At 67.0% G+C, this 14,754-nt stretch carries 11 protein-coding genes; 7 read left to right on the top strand and 4 right to left on the bottom strand.

Features of this window, described 5'->3' with window-relative positions; all coding sequences use genetic code 11:
* Positions 1-58: 58 nt before the first annotated feature.
* The 3 genes from polA to rpsA all read left to right on the top strand — a co-directional run bounded on the left by polA (position 59) and on the right by rpsA (position 5,816).
* Positions 59-2,707 (top strand): DNA polymerase I, encoded by a 2,649-nt coding sequence (gene polA, locus IWX75_RS14050; RefSeq protein ID WP_442858989.1) that lies wholly within the window; start codon positions 59-61, stop codon positions 2,705-2,707.
* Between the two features lie 40 nt (positions 2,708-2,747).
* On the top strand, positions 2,748-4,067 hold the full coding sequence (locus tag IWX75_RS14045; RefSeq protein WP_196822867.1) for a GNAT family N-acetyltransferase: 1,320 nt from the start codon (positions 2,748-2,750) through the stop codon (positions 4,065-4,067).
* Positions 4,068-4,340: 273 nt separating this feature from the next.
* Complete coding sequence (gene rpsA / locus IWX75_RS14040) at positions 4,341-5,816, top strand: 30S ribosomal protein S1 (protein WP_196822866.1); 1,476 nt, start codon at positions 4,341-4,343, stop codon at positions 5,814-5,816.
* Between the two features lie 176 nt (positions 5,817-5,992).
* Here the strand turns inward: rpsA and IWX75_RS14035 are convergent, their stop codons facing one another.
* Positions 5,993-7,123: a class I SAM-dependent methyltransferase gene (locus IWX75_RS14035; RefSeq protein WP_196822865.1), complete on the bottom strand. Its 1,131-nt coding sequence runs from the start codon at positions 7,121-7,123 to the stop codon at positions 5,993-5,995.
* Positions 7,120-7,794, bottom strand: a complete 675-nt coding sequence (locus tag IWX75_RS14030) for an IMPACT family protein (RefSeq protein WP_196822864.1) — start codon at positions 7,792-7,794, stop codon at positions 7,120-7,122. The genes IWX75_RS14035 and IWX75_RS14030 overlap by 4 nt, the downstream gene beginning before the upstream one ends.
* Positions 7,795-7,936: 142 nt before the next feature.
* On the opposite strand from IWX75_RS14030, the gene IWX75_RS14025 reads away from it, so the two are divergent.
* On the top strand, positions 7,937-8,275 hold the full coding sequence (locus tag IWX75_RS14025; RefSeq protein ID WP_196822863.1) for a hypothetical protein: 339 nt from the start codon (positions 7,937-7,939) through the stop codon (positions 8,273-8,275).
* Here the strand turns inward: IWX75_RS14025 and IWX75_RS14020 are convergent.
* Positions 8,272-8,814, bottom strand: coding sequence for a RecQ family zinc-binding domain-containing protein (locus IWX75_RS14020; RefSeq protein WP_196822862.1), 543 nt, complete (start codon positions 8,812-8,814; stop codon positions 8,272-8,274). The genes IWX75_RS14025 and IWX75_RS14020 overlap by 4 nt on opposite strands.
* A gap of 43 nt (positions 8,815-8,857) precedes the next feature.
* Positions 8,858-9,535, bottom strand: a complete 678-nt coding sequence (locus tag IWX75_RS14015) for a DEAD/DEAH box helicase (RefSeq protein WP_196822861.1) — start codon at positions 9,533-9,535, stop codon at positions 8,858-8,860.
* A 102-nt stretch (positions 9,536-9,637) separates the two neighbouring features.
* Between IWX75_RS14015 and coaE the strand changes: the two genes are divergently transcribed.
* The 3 genes from coaE (at position 9,638) to IWX75_RS14000 (ending at position 14,671) form a co-directional block, all read left to right on the top strand.
* Positions 9,638-10,636: a dephospho-CoA kinase gene (gene coaE / locus IWX75_RS14010; protein WP_196822860.1), complete on the top strand. Its 999-nt coding sequence runs from the start codon at positions 9,638-9,640 to the stop codon at positions 10,634-10,636.
* Between the two features lie 126 nt (positions 10,637-10,762).
* Positions 10,763-12,838, top strand: coding sequence for an excinuclease ABC subunit UvrB (uvrB, locus tag IWX75_RS14005; protein WP_196822859.1), 2,076 nt, complete (start codon positions 10,763-10,765; stop codon positions 12,836-12,838).
* Positions 12,839-12,856: 18 nt separating this feature from the next.
* Positions 12,857-14,671: a hypothetical protein gene (locus IWX75_RS14000; RefSeq protein ID WP_196822858.1), complete on the top strand. Its 1,815-nt coding sequence runs from the start codon at positions 12,857-12,859 to the stop codon at positions 14,669-14,671.
* Positions 14,672-14,754 lie beyond the last annotated feature (83 nt).

Below are 14,754 nucleotides of genomic sequence, written 5' to 3'. Positions count from 1 at the left end.
CGCCGCACGTCCCTCGACCGGGCAGCGGAACCGACTCCTGGTGGTGGATGGCCACTCCATGGCCTTCCGCGCGTTCTATGCGCTTCCTCCCGAGAACTTCTCCACCGACACCGGCCAGCACACCAACGCGGTCTACGGCTTCACGGCGATGCTGATCAACCTGATCAAGGACCAGAAGCCCACGCACGTGGCGATCGCCTTCGACCTCGATACACCGACGTTCCGCTCGGAGGAGTACACCGAGTACAAAGGCGGCCGCTCCAAGACTCCGGAGGAATTCCACGGGCAGATCGACCTCATCATCAAGGTGATGGAGGCCATGAGGATCCCCACCATCTCGATGGACGGCTATGAGGCCGACGACATCCTCGCCACGCTCGCCTGCAATGCAGCTGCCGAGGACTGGGATGTCCAGGTGGTCAGTGGTGACCGTGATGCCTTCCAACTGGTCAATGACCGCGTGACCGTGCTGTACCCGAAGCAGGGCGTCACCAACATCCCGCAGATGGACGCGAAGGCCATCGAGGAGAAGTACTTCGTGCCGCCGCACCAGTATTCCGATCTTGCCGCCCTGGTGGGGGAGAGCGCCGACAATCTGCCCGGAGTGCCCGGCGTCGGCCCGAAGACGGCCGCGAAGTGGATCAAGCTCTATGGCGGCCTGGAGGGGATCATCGAGAACGTCGACTCGATCGGCGGCAAGGTGGGGGATGCCCTGCGGGAGCACCTCGACTCGGTCAAACGGAACCGGCGCCTCAACCGCTTGCTGACCGACCTCGACCTTCCCGTCGACCTCGACGCCATGGTGTCCCAGCACCCCGACCGGTCCGCCGTCGAGGACCTTTTCGACTCGCTGCAGTTCAATACGCTGCGCAAACGGCTGTTCGACCTGTTCGGCGAGGAGGAGGTCGAGGACACCGGCGACGAGATGAGCCCTCCGCCGCACGTCGTCCTCGAGGATGCGGGCGAGCTGACCGCGTGGTTGAACGCTACGAATCAGGGGCTCACATCCGTGCACCTGGCGACAGAATCGACGTCGGGCGGGTCCGACGTCGCCGGTGTGGCGTTGGTGACCTCCGGGGCCGCGGCCTACGTTCCGCTCGAACCGCTCGACGCGGAGGCAGAGCGGGTGCTGGGCTCGTGGCTCGCCGACAAGGACGCGCCGAAGGTGGTCCACGATTTCAAGACCGTGTACAAGCAGCTCCATGCGCGCGGCCTGGTCCTCGCCGGGGAGGTGGACGACACCGCCCTCTCCGCGTACCTCATCCAGCCGGACCGCCGCAGCTACGACCTCGCGGACCTCAGCCAGTACCACCTGCGCCTTTCCATCACCGCCGCGGCGAACGACTCCTCGGGGCAGCAGGCGCTCGACCTCGGTGGCAAGGACGTTGCCTCTCCCGCCGTCGTGGCCGCTTTCGCGGCGCTGCAGCTGAGTGAGCACTTCGCCGGGCAGCTCGTGGAGAAGGGGGCCAACCAGCTCCTCGGAGGGCTCGAACTGCCGCTGGCCGAGGTCCTCGCTGGGATGGAGCTGACCGGGATCGCCGTCTCGGTGGAGCGGCTCGACCGGCTGCTCGACGACTTCTCCCACACCATCAGCACGGCCGGTTCCGAGGCCTTCCGGATCATCGGCAAGGAGATCAACCTGGGTTCGCCCAAGCAGCTCCAGGCGGTGCTGTTCGACGAGCTGGAGCTGCCCAAGACCAAGAAGATCAAGACCGGATACTCCACCGACGCCGACGCCCTCACCGACCTGATCGTCAAGACCGGGCACCCGTTCCTCGAGCAGCTCCTGGCCTACCGTGATGCGACGAAGCTGCGCCAGACCGTGGAGGGGCTGCGGAAGGCAGTGGGCGACGACGGCAGGGTCCACACCACGTACCTGCAGACCGTCGCGGCGACGGGCCGGTTGTCCTCGACGAACCCGAACCTGCAGAACATCCCGGTGCGCTCCGACGAGGGCCGGCGTATCCGTGAGGTCTTCGTGGTGGGCAGGAACAGTTCGGGAGTGCCGTACGAAAGCCTGATGACCGCAGACTATTCGCAGATCGAGATGCGGATCATGGCGCACCTCTCGGGCGATGAGGGGCTGATCTCGGCCTTCCAGGAGGGGGAGGACCTCCACCGCTTCGTGGGCTCGCACATCTTCGGTGTGGCGCCGGAAGAGGTCACCAACGCCATGCGTTCCAAGGTCAAGGCCATGTCCTACGGTTTGGTCTACGGGCTGAGCTCGTTCGGCCTCTCCAAGCAGCTCGCCATCTCGGTGGACGAGGCCCGTACCCTCATGCGCGACTACTTCGAGCGGTTCGGGGCCGTCCGCGACTACCTGCGCGGCATCGTGGAGCAGGCGCGCAAGGACGGTTTCACCTCGACCATCGAAGGGCGACGGCGGTACCTCCCGGACCTCTCGAGCGACAACCGGCAGCTGAGGGAGATGGCGGAGCGGGCAGCGCTCAACGCACCGATCCAGGGGTCGGCCGCCGACATCATCAAGAAGGCCATGCTCGGCGTGGACGCGGCGCTCAGGAAGGACGGGCTCGCCTCACGGATGCTCCTGCAGGTCCATGACGAACTGGTGCTGGAGGTGGCAGCGGGTGAACGCGAGGCCGTCGAGGCGCTGGTGCGCAGGGAGATGGCAGGAGCGGCGGAGCTGACCGTTCCACTCGACGTCTCGGTCGGCACAGGGCTGAGCTGGCACGAAGCCGCCCACTGACGGTGGTGCGGTCCGGGGCGGCCGTCTAGTGTGGACAAGCGTGAGCGAAACTTCATCGAACCAGCCCGCCGGTACGACCCTCGAGACCCGGATCTTCGCCGTCGCGGCCGACGACGATGCGTGCAGTACTGGCCGGTTTGCCCGCTGGCTCAACGCCGAGAATCTCGGATTCCACGATCCGCGGGTCGAGGAGGCGGATATCCCCACCTACATCAAGGCTTTCTCCGCCGACCAGCGGGTGATGTGGGGAATCCATGATCCCGCGGCGGGGGAGCACTCCCACGGCGTGGATGCACCGGTAGCGACGTACGGATCCATGGTCAACGGCCTCAACGTCGGCGGCGGCAGCATGCTCGACGCGCACCTCATTACGGCGGTGACCGTCCAGGCGAGCCACCGCAGGAAGGGCATCCTCCGCGGCATGATTACGCGCGACCTCGCCGAAGCGGCAGGCCGCGGGCTGGCTGTGGCGGCGCTGACCGCCTCCGAGGCGACCATCTACGGACGATTCGGCTTCGGGTGCGCCACCTTCGAGCACACGGTCGAGGTGGATGTCCGCGAGCGGTTCGCCATCACCGCGCCGCAGGCCGGACGGACCGCCCTCGTCTCGCCCGAGCACGGAATCGCTCTGAGCGCGGACATCTTTACCAGGTTCCATGCCCGCACCGCCGGGTCGGTGGGACGCCAGTTCTCGTACCCGCGGCGCGCCTCGGGAATCTGGGGACGCGAGCGGCCGGTCGAGGACAAGGCGGTCCGCATGGCGGTCCACTACGACGACGACGGAACCCCTGCGGGCTACGTCTCCTACAGGTTCTCGGGCTGGGACACCACGCCGTACACCATGAAGATCGTCGACCTCGTGGCGTCGACCGAGACCGCCTACCTCGAGCTGTGGCGATATCTGGGAAACCTCGACCTGGTGCAGCGCATCACCTGGAGCGGCGCCCCCGAGAGTGATCCGCTGCCGTGGGCGCTCCGTGACCGGCGATGCTACCGGCTCACCGGGACGGAGGACGTGCTGTGGATCCGGATCCTCGACGTCGTCGCCGCGCTCGAGGCCCGGCCGTACCGGAGCAACGGGCGGCTGGTGCTCGAGGTGACCGACACCCTGGGACTGGTGGGCGGCAGTTATGTCCTGACGGTGGTGGACGGCACCGCGGAGGTCGAACGGGTGGCAGCAGGGGCGGCGTCCGATGTCACGCTCGACGCCGCCGCCCTGGGGTCGATGTACCTGGGCGGGGTCGCTCCATCGGTGCTGGCGGCGGCCGGCCGGTTGACCGCCTCAGCGGACGACGCCGTCGTGCTCCTGGACCAGCTCTTCCGCGCAGCGGTGAGCCCGTACTGCATCACGCATTTCTAGGGATTTTTCCGCCCTCCCGCGGTGCGCTCCGCTTTGACTGCCCTTGCCGGCCGCGGCTAGACTGATCGGGCGCATAGTGCGCTGTGCGTTGCCCGGCTCCTGCCGGTGCGGTGCCGGCGCCCTACCAATAAGGCCACACCAGGTTTCATCCAACGGTTTTCATCCAATGAATTCATCCGATGGGTCTTATCCGATGTCCTTGTCCAATTTGTCCGCTTCCGGCCATCCAGATGTCCGGATTCAATAAATCATCCACTACGGAGCCCCAACTACATGACCATCACCACCACCGAGAAGCAAGGTACCCCGCAGGTCGCGATCAACGACATCGGTACCGCTGAGGACTTCCTCGCAGCGATTGACGCCACTATCAAGTACTTCAACGACGGAGATCTCGTCGAAGGTACGGTCGTCAAGGTTGACCGCGACGAGGTTCTGCTCGACATCGGTTACAAGACCGAGGGTGTCATCCCTTCCCGTGAGCTTTCCATCAAGCACGACGTCGATCCCGGGGACGTTGTCTCCGTCGGTGATCAGGTCGAAGCTTTGGTCCTCACCAAGGAAGACAAAGAAGGCCGCCTGATCCTTTCCAAGAAGCGTGCTCAGTACGAGCGCGCCTGGGGCGACATCGAGAAGGTCAAGGAAGAGGACGGCGTCGTCACCGGTACCGTCATCGAAGTCGTCAAGGGTGGGCTCATCCTCGACATCGGTCTGCGTGGCTTCCTGCCCGCATCGCTCGTGGAAATGCGCCGCGTGCGGGACCTGGCTCCGTACATCGGCCAGCAGATCGAAGCGAAGATCATCGAACTCGACAAGAACCGCAACAACGTTGTGCTGTCGCGTCGCGCATGGCTCGAGCAGACCCAGTCCGAGGTCCGCTCGACCTTCCTCAACAAGCTCGAGAAGGGCCAGGTCCGTCCGGGCGTCGTGTCCTCGATCGTCAACTTCGGTGCGTTCGTGGATCTCGGCGGCGTCGACGGCCTGGTTCACGTCTCCGAACTGTCCTGGAAGCACATCGACCACCCGTCCGAGGTTGTCGAGGTCGGCCAGGAAGTCACCGTCGAGGTTCTCGAGGTCGACCTGGACCGCGAGCGCGTCTCGCTGTCGCTGAAGGCCACCCAGGAAGATCCATGGCAGACCTTCGCACGCACGCACGCCCTGGGCCAGGTTGTCCCGGGTAAGGTCACGAAGCTTGTTCCGTTCGGCGCGTTCGTACGCGTCGAGGACGGCATCGAGGGCCTCGTGCACATCTCCGAGCTTGCAGTGCGCCACGTGGAACTTGCCGAGCAGGTCGTCTCCGTGGGTGACGAGCTCTTCGTCAAGGTCATCGACATCGACCTCGAGCGCCGCCGGATCTCCCTCAGCCTCAAGCAGGCCAACGAGGGTGTGGACGCCGACAGCACCGAGTTCGACCCGGCGCTGTATGGTATGGCTGCCGAGTACGACGAAGAGGGCAACTACAAGTACCCCGAGGGCTTCGACCCCGAGTCGAACGAATGGCTCGAGGGCTACGAGACCCAGCGCGCTGCCTGGGAAGCCCAGTACGCCGAGGCCCAGTCACGCTGGGAGTCGCACAAGAAGCAGGTTGTGCAGCACGCGTCCGACGACGCCGCTGCAGCGAACGAACCCGCCGAGTCGTCCAACTCGACGAGCTACTCCTCCGAGCCGGTCGTCACCGACACCGGATCGGGCACGCTCGCGTCCGACGAGGCACTTGCGGCACTGCGCGAAAAGCTGACCGGAGCCTAGATCTCCGGCGGTTTCCGCTGAGCAGGGTGTGAACGAGGAGGGTCTCCGCCGATGGGCGGGGGCCCTCCTTGCTTGTTACGGCCCCGGCCCGTCGATCGAGCAGTTGTGGCGGGGTCGGCACGCGCTTGCCCGCCAGATGTGCACAGTCGGTCCAAGTGCGAGCGACTGGTGCCAGGTCAGTCCTGTCGGACGGAGCAAGTCACCGTGAACCGAGGGGAGCGGGCCACCTGGCGGGTAGGGCCGACCATCGACGCGAGGGCCTGCCGGTACTGCAGATGGCTGTTCCACACCGTCCACAGCTCACCGCCCGGGGCCAGCACCCGTCCGGCGTCGGCGAACAGCTTGAGGGCGATCCCGGTATGGATGGTGCTGCCGATATGGAACGGCGGGTTCAGGACGATCAGCCCTGCCGAACCGTCGGGCCGGGATGACAGCGCGTCGTCGCGCACCACCTCCACGCGTGCGGAGACGCCGTTCGCCCGCACGGTGCGGGACGTCGAGGCCACCGCCGACGCCGACTGGTCGGTGGCGATCACGCGGAGGGATGGCCGAAGCAGGGCGAGGTACGCCGCGATCGCGCCGTTGCCGCAGCCGAGGTCGATGGCTTCCTCCGCCGGCCGCGCCTGGGAGAGGAGCGGCAGAAGGAACCCGGTACCGGGATCCAGGGTGGCACCGCCGAAGGTGCTGCCGTAGGCGCACAGTTCGAGCTCGCGGCCGAGTCCGACGTCGTGCCGACCGGCCAGCGGAAAGCGGGAGGGCACGCTGCCCCGCGGCCCCGAAGCGCTGAGAACCCGCGCCTTCTGCCGCGCAAGCCCGGCCGACACGGTGCCGAAGTGCCGCTTGAGGACGCCGTTCATGCTGACGCTCATATGTTTCAGCCGGCCTCCCGCATACACCACGACGTCGTCGGCGGCGGAGGAGGCGATGGCGCCGGCGATCTCGTCCAGCGCGTCGAGGGAGCGGGGGAGCTGCAGCAGCACCGTCCGCGCTCCCTCCAGCAGTTCCGGACCCAGCCCATGCGACGCGTAGTCCTCCTGCAACCCGAACCGTTCGGCGTTGAGTGCCAGAGCCCGTTCCTGTGACAGTGGATCCTGGTGCGCCCGCACGTCGCGGGCACCGAACCGGCCGATCGCACCTAGGGTCAGTGCACCGTACCGGTCACCGATCGTCACCGTTCCGGTCGGATCCGAACCGAGGCGGGCAGCGGCGGTGTCGAGCAGCAGGCGGTCCGCGGCGTCGTAGGCCTGGAGGTTGGGCGCTTCGACGTCCGGGGCGCGGGTGAGGAGCGGGAAGTCGAACTGCGTCACCGGTCCACCCACTGTTCGCCGACGGCGGTGACGGCGGCGGTGCCCAGCGTCGCGGCAGCCACCCTTGATTCGAGGTCGTATGCGGCGGCGGCGCCGAAGGGCAGGGCGACCTCGATGCGGGCGGCGTCGAACCCGTACCCGGTGCCGAGGATCGAGAACCCGGCCGATCTCAGCTCGTTCTCGAGCCGTCCCGCGGCGACGACGGGCACGTCGACCCGGAACAGCGCGAGCAGTTCCCGCCGAACCGGCCGTGCGTTGCGGAGGGCATGGGCTGCCGCCTCCGAGTAGGCACGCACCAGGCCTCCCGCACCGAGGAGTATTCCGCCGAAATACCGCACGACGACGGCGCCCACATCGCTGAAATCCGCGACGCCTGTCGGCCCCGTCGTCCGGGAGAGTGCCTCCAGGATCGGCGCCCCCGCGGTTCCCACAGGTTCGCCGTCGTCGTAGGAGCGTTGGACGTGGCGCCCGGCGCCGACCAAGTAGGCGCTGCAGTGGTGCCGGGCCGAGGAGAACTCGCGCCTCACCGCCAGGAGGTGCTCGCGCGCCTGTTCCTCGGATTCCACTCGATCCAGGACGGCGATGAAGCGGGAGCGCTTGACCTCGAGCTCATGTCGGCTTTCGCCACTCACGGTGGAGTACGAGGTTGCCGTGCCTGCGGAAGCTGTCATTCCTCCAATCCTAGACGGCAGGAGTATCCGCTCGATCGTCCGACGATCAACCACGGGGCCGCCGTCGAGGATGAGGTTGCCCTCCGCGGAAGCGGCTTTATACGCTTCCGGGACTGAAGGACGCCCCACCGAGGAGGACCCCGTGAATCAAGCTCCCCAGCACAACGACCTGCCCTTGGCCGACTACGACCACATTCCGCTGGGTGCGCTGCCGACCCGCATCACGGGACTTGACGAGGACGCCCTCGGAAGTCTGCTCGCGTACGAACAGCAACACGGTGACCGGCTTCCCGTGAAGCTTGTCCTGGAGCAACGGCTGCAGGCGGTCCGCGGCGGTGCCGAGTTGTCCGAGGGCGCCGGGACCAGCATGCCGGAGGTGAGTCAGTCCCGCTCCGGATCGCCGGTCATGCCGGCGACGTCCGGACCGCTGATCAACCCGCCGTCGCAGGGTGACCCGACCAACCCTGCCCAGCCCCGCTAGACGGGAGCCTCCGTCAGGAGCGCCTTCTCCTCGATCAGCTCGACCGACAGGGTCCGGTACCCGGTGGCCTCGAACAGGGCGGTCACGGTCCCCTCCTCGTAACTCATGACCACGCCCGGACCCCACTCGCGGTGTCCAACCCGCGACTGGAGGGGGTAGGGCTGCCGGTCGGCCTTGGGGTTCTCCTGCTGCCGTGAGTGCCCGAGCGGGTCGGCGTCGGAGGTGGAGCCGGCCGAGCAGTTGTCACAGTTCCCACAGGGTCCGTCCGTCTCCTCGCCGAAGTAGCCGAGCAGGAACTGCCGCCGGCACGTCCTGATCTCGGCGTAGCGCCGTACCATCTCCACCCGGGACTGGTCGATGAGCTCGCGGTGTCCTGCCTGTTCGACGCCGGCCCGTGCGCCAGCATCCGCCGTATGGTCGCCTGCCACATATCCGGCCGGCCCGTCCTCGATCATCCCTACCAGTTCGAGCAGGTTGAGCAGCCCGGAGAGCTTACGCTGGCTGAGGCCCGACAAGGCCCTGAGTTCCTTGACCGACACCGGGCGGTCCTGGAGCCGGAGGACCGCGAACAGCTGCGCAAGCTCATCCCGCCGCGTCCGGGTGCTGTTCCACCCGCAGGAACAGGTTGGGCCGGTCGAAGCCCGCCACCAGCGTCAGAGGTGATTCGAGGTGCAGCCTCTCGGTGATCTCCTGCTGCACGGGGGTCGAGGCGGTCGCGGTGAGCGCCAGCACCGGGCACCCCAGCGTGGTGACGAGATGCCCCAGTTGGAGGTAGTCGGGCCGGAAGTCATGGCCCCAGGCCGACACGCAGTGCGCCTCGTCGATGACGAGTAGGGAGACGTCGAGCCCGTCCAATTGACCGGCGACGTCGTCGCGTGCTGTCTGCTCCGGGGCGAGGAAGAGGAATTTGGCGCGCCGGGACTCGTCCGGATCGGAGGCAGCTGCCCAGGCCTCCTCACGGTCCGACTGGCTGAGATCGGAGTTGATCACGTAGGCGCGCGTGGCCCCGGTGCTTTCGTTGATGGCGTTGGCCTGATCATGCTGCAGGGCGATGAGCGGCGAAATGACGACGACGACACCCGGCAGCACCATTCCCGGTACCTGGTAGATCGCCGACTTCCCGAACCCGGTGGGCATGACACACAGGGCACTGCGCCCGTTGGCCACGGCCTCCATCGCGATCCGCTGGTCCGGATGCAGGGTGTCCCAACCGAAGACGGAGGACGCGGTTTCTTCGAGGTCGCGCAGTGCGGTAGCCATGATTCCCTTCAAATGCCCTTGGATTTCCAGCGCAGGGGCAGGAGAAGGACAGGAGAGGGGGGATAAGTGTTTGACACACGGGCGACGCGTTAGGGTTGGCAGATGCTCAGGGTGGGTTTGACCGGAGGTATCGCCGCGGGGAAGTCGCTCGCGGCGTCGGAGTTGGGGAAGCTGGGCGCCGTGGTCATCGACGCCGATGCACTTGCCCGGGAGGTGGTGCAGTCCGGCCAGCCGGCCCTCGCGGAGATCGCCGAAATTTTCGGGCCCGAGGTGCTACTTCCCACGGGCGCCCTTGACCGGCCGGCCCTCGGCAGCAGGATCTTCGGAGATCCTGCTGCGCGCGCGCAGCTGAACTCGATCGTCCATCCACGTGTGCGCGAGCGCGCTGCCGCGCTGGTCGCCGATGCCCGGCCCGGCTCGATCATCGTGGAGGACATCCCCCTGCTCGTCGAGACAGGGCAGGGACCGCGCTTCCACCTCGTGATCGTCGTGGATGCTCCCGAGGAGGTGCGGGTGCGGCGGATGGTCGACAGGCGGGGAATGACCGAGGGCGCCGCCCGCGAGCGGATCGCAGCCCAGGCGTCCACGTCGGACCGGAACCGCGAGGCCGACGTCGTGCTGGAAAATGCCGGCACCCCGGGCGCCGCAGGAGAAGCGATCCGTCGATTGTGGCGGGACCGGCTCGTGCCGTACAACGGCAATCTCCTTGCTGCGCGGCCCGCGCACCGCAGCGCACCGCAGGTCGTTCCCCACGATGCCCGATGGGCGGGATCGGCAGCGAGGATCCGGGCGAGGCTGCTGCAGGCCGACGAACGCATCCTGCAGGTCGACCACACCGGCCCGACGTCGGCACCCGGCTCCGACGCGGCTGACATCCTCGACTTCCTGGTTAAAATCGACTCCGACGCCGATCTCCCGGCTGTCTCCACTGCCCTGACGACGGCCGGCTACCCTCCTGCGACCGTTGCGTCGGAACCATCCACGCGTGGCACCCCGGGCAGGTTGCTGCATGCGAACGCGGACCCCGGCCGGCACGTGGACCTCCACCTCGTGGCGCGAAGGGCCGGGGACGGTCCGGCGGGCGGGAACCGCGGGCGCTGACGGTATTCCGGACGTTCGCCGGGTTGCCGCTTCCTGTGGTGCCGCCGCGGCTGGAAGCCGACGCACACGGTTCCGCCTCCAGCAAAGCGGACCGGAATTGTCCGTAGCAGGCGCTACCGTTGAATCATGAGTCTTGCGCAGGATATCAAGCGGGTCGTAGCTCCCTTCGAGGTCATCAGCGAGTACACTCCGGCGGGTGACCAGCCCACGGCCATCGCGGAGCTGAGCGAGCGCATCAACGCCGGCGAGAAGGATGTCGTCCTCCTGGGCGCCACGGGCACGGGCAAGAGCGCGACGACGGCCTGGCTGATCGAGCAGGTCCAGCGGCCCACCCTGGTGATGGTGCAGAACAAGACGCTCGCGGCGCAACTCGCCAACGAGTTCCGTGAACTCCTGCCCAACAATGCGGTGGAGTATTTCGTCTCCTACTACGACTACTACCAGCCCGAAGCATACGTTCCGCAAACGGACACCTTCATCGAGAAGGACTCCTCCATCAATGAGGAGGTGGAACGGCTGAGGCACTCCGCCACGAACGCGCTGCTCACCCGACGCGACGTCATCGTGGTGGCCACCGTGTCCTGCATCTACGGCCTCGGCACGCCTGAGGAGTACATCAACAAGATGGTGACGCTGCGCAGGGGCGAGCAGAAGAACCGGGACGACCTCCTGCGACAGTTCGTGGGCATGCAGTACACCCGCAATGATATGGACTTCCACCGCGGCACCTTCCGGGTGCGCGGCGACACCGTGGAGATCATCCCCATGTATGAGGAGCACGCGCTCCGGATCGAGTTCTTCGGTGACGAGGTGGAGAACATCTACACCCTCGACCCGCTGACCGGGAACGTGATCCGTGAGGAAGAGGAGATGTACGTCTTCCCCGCGTCGCACTACGTCGCCGGCCCCGACCGTATGTCGCGGGCGATCAAGGCCATCGAGGATGAACTGCAGCAGCGGCTGACCGAGTTCGAATCGCAGAACAAGCTGGTGGAGGCCCAGCGGCTGCGCATGCGCGTGACCTACGACCTCGAGATGATGGAGCAGATGGGGTTCTGCAACGGCATCGAGAACTACTCGCGCCATATCGACGGCCGCGACGCCGCCTCGGCACCCCACTGCCTCCTCGACTATTTCCCCGACGACTTCCTGCTCGTGGTCGACGAGTCGCATGTCACGATTCCGCAGATCGGGGCCATGTACGAGGGTGACGCGTCCCGCAAGCGAACCCTGGTGGACCACGGCTTCCGTCTGCCGTCGGCCATGGACAACCGGCCGCTGAAGTGGGATGAATTCCTCGACCGCATCGGGCAGACGGTCTATCTCTCGGCAACTCCGGGCAAGTACGAGCTCGCCAAGGGCGACGGCTACGTGCAGCAGATCATCCGGCCCACGGGCCTCGTCGACCCCGAAGTGGTGGTCAAGCCCACGAAGGGGCAGATCGATGACCTTCTGGGGGAGATCCACACGCGGGTGGAGCGGAACGAGCGCGTCCTCGTGACCACGCTCACCAAGCGCATGTCGGAGGACCTCACGGGATACCTGCTCGAGCACGGGGTGAAGGTGGAGTACCTCCACTCCGACGTCGACACCCTGCGCCGCGTCGAGCTGCTGCGTGAACTGCGGATGGGCACGTTCGACGTCCTGGTGGGAATCAACCTGCTGCGCGAAGGCCTCGACCTGCCCGAAGTGTCGCTCGTGAGCATCCTCGACGCGGACAAGGAAGGGTTCCTCCGCAGCTCCACGTCGTTGATCCAGACGATCGGCCGCGCAGCCCGCAACGTCTCCGGCGAGGTGCACATGTATGCGGACCGCATCACGGACTCCATGGCCCACGCCATCGACGAGACGAACCGCCGGCGCGCCATCCAGGTGGCCCACAACCTTGAACACGGTATTGATCCCACTCCGCTCCGGAAGCGGATCGCCGATATCACCGATACCATCAATCGTGAGGATGCGGACACCAGGGCCCTCCTCGAAGCCGCGTCGAAGGGCAAGAAGTCCAAGGGGAAGGCGCTGCGGCATGACGGTCTGGCAGCGGTTCCAGCAGAAGACCTGACCGACCTCATCCAGCAGCTGACCGACCAGATGCATGCTGCGGCGGCCGAACTCAAGTTCGAGCTGGCGGGCAGGTTGCGGGACGAGGTCGGGGACCTGAAGAAGGAGCTCCGCCAGATGCAGTCTGCCGGGCACGCCTAGAAGGTGCACAAGGAGCCGATGCAGGACAGCCAGCCGATCCGGAGAGAGAACTTCCTTGAACTTCGGGTTCACGGAATCGGGGAGGTCGAGTACCTGAACAGTCTGGCGAGCCCACGGGTCAGACGGATCAACCAGTGGGTCGAGGTTGCCGAACCACCGGTCCTGCCGGACCACCGGTTGAAGCTCGTCAACTGGTCCCGATCGAACCGGAAGCGCACCGGATTCCTGTGGTACCTCGCCTTCCCCTTCACGCTGGCGAACCTGGCGGGCAGGATGACCGACGGCCGGGAGGGGCGAATCGGGCGGGCCTGGTGGATCGTTCAGCTCGGCTCACTGATATTGACGCTCAGTTCACTGGCCTGGCTCGTGGTTCTCCTCGAAACGGTGGCGGTCCACCTTCCCCCCGCTGCGTCCTTCGGCGGTGTCGGGCTCGTACCGCTGACCGCGACGGCGGTGCTCACAGCGCTCCTGGCGGGAAAGTGGTTTCTGGTGATCCGGCGGCAGGCGGGGACTTCCCGCCGAAGTCCGGGTACGATCCTGCTGCACGCCGGCGTGGTGATCGCCGGGGGAGCCGTGCTTGCCCGGTGGCCGCCGGGCGAGCTCGCTTACGCGGGGTGGCCGTCGTCGGAGGCTCCCGCCGGGTTGAGGCTCGACGCGATGGCGCTGTGGATCGCGGTGAGCCTCGCCATGGTTCTCGTCCTCCCGCTGGCCTCGACGGCGCTGCACGCAGCAGGCGGACGGCGGGCGAAGCGTCCACTGGTGCCGGCTGCTGGTGCCGGTGGCCTGCTGATCGCGGCGCTCCTCCTGATGCACTCGGTGAACGCGCTGGTGCGCCTCGTGCTCGACAACGTGCTCGGGTATCTCGGCCGCCTTTTCAAGCTCGCTCCGGCAGCCACGGATGCCCGGCCGCGGATCCTCCTCGCCCGGGACGAGCCGCTGAACCTCGGCGACAGTCGGCTCGACCTGTTTCCCTTCCTCGCCCTGATCGCGCTGACAGCGTTCGTCCTTGCCGCGGCCGCCGTCGTGCTTGTCCGCCCCGGGCTGGGGCTCGGTGCGCTGTGGCGGGGCCGGCTTCAGAGGCGCCTGTGGTGGCACCGGGTCATCGGGGACGCCGCCCACCTCCTTCCCCTGGGGATTCCTTTGGGCTCGGTGTCGGCAGGTGCGGCAATGGCCCTCGCCATCAGCTTCGGCGAGGGCGTGCTCGGCGGGGTGTGGCTGGCCCTTGCGGTACTCCTGCTGCAGGTTGCGGGTGCGGCCGTCGTGCTCACGCTCCTCCTGCGCCAGGTCCAGCCCGTTCAGGAGGTCCTGGGAAAAGTGGCCGATATCGCGGGTTTCTGGCCGGTGCGGGACCACCCCCTGGCCGGAGTTTCGTACCGGAACCGAGTAGTGGCGGGGCTAGGGTCGCAACTCGAATCCGCCGGAGCAACCAGGGTCGCCCTCGTGGCGCACAGCCAGGGGAGCGTCCTCGCCGCCTGGCTGCTGGCCGGAAGCGAGAAGGCGGGGTTCGACGGCGTCGGAACGGGTGAACGGCACCTCATCACCACCGGTTCCCCGCTGGCGTCCCTCTACGCCGTTTTCTTTCCCGGCTATTTCCCGCCCGGCTGGTTCGCAATCCTGGCAGGGCGCTGCACGAGTTGGGTCAACTTCTGGCGGCCCACGGACCCCATCGGTTTTCCGGTCGCCGGAGCCGTCAACGTCGAGCTGCCGGCCGTCGATGCGGACGGTGAAGTGCGCGGCCACGCGCGGTACTGGGACGAACCGGAAATCGTGCATCATGTCCAGCGGCTCGCGGCCCGGGACGATATTTCGGCGGAGTCCGCGCGCAACCGGTAACATGGAGCGCACGTAGGGGAGTATCCCAAGCGCTACGAACGTCAACACGCGGGGCAGTGCAGCCCCGCCGGGCGTAGCGGTCG

Origin of the sequence: Arthrobacter sp. CAN_A6 (genome assembly GCF_015751715.1) — a bacterium.
Lineage (GTDB): Bacteria > Actinomycetota > Actinomycetes > Actinomycetales > Micrococcaceae > Arthrobacter_D.
The sequence above is the reverse complement of the archived record's forward strand: the minus strand, read 5'-3'. Positions and strand labels throughout refer to the sequence as shown.

What these genes read in the sequence shown, in the direction of transcription:
- rpsA (WP_196822866.1), top strand. Translation starts at nt 4,341, where the DNA reads ATGACCATCACCACCACCGAGAAGCAAGGTACCCCGCAGGTCGCGATC.
- coaE (WP_196822860.1), top strand. Translation starts at nt 9,638, where the DNA reads ATGCTCAGGGTGGGTTTGACCGGAGGTATCGCCGCGGGGAAGTCGCTC.
- IWX75_RS14015 (WP_196822861.1), bottom strand. Translation starts at nt 9,535, where the DNA reads ATGGCTACCGCACTGCGCGACCTCGAAGAAACCGCGTCCTCCGTCTTC.
- IWX75_RS14000 (WP_196822858.1), top strand. Translation starts at nt 12,857, where the DNA reads ATGCAGGACAGCCAGCCGATCCGGAGAGAGAACTTCCTTGAACTTCGG.
- uvrB (WP_196822859.1), top strand. Translation starts at nt 10,763, where the DNA reads ATGAGTCTTGCGCAGGATATCAAGCGGGTCGTAGCTCCCTTCGAGGTC.
- IWX75_RS14030 (WP_196822864.1), bottom strand. Translation starts at nt 7,794, where the DNA reads ATGACAGCTTCCGCAGGCACGGCAACCTCGTACTCCACCGTGAGTGGC.
- polA (WP_442858989.1), top strand. Translation starts at nt 59, where the DNA reads ATGGCCTTCCGCGCGTTCTATGCGCTTCCTCCCGAGAACTTCTCCACC.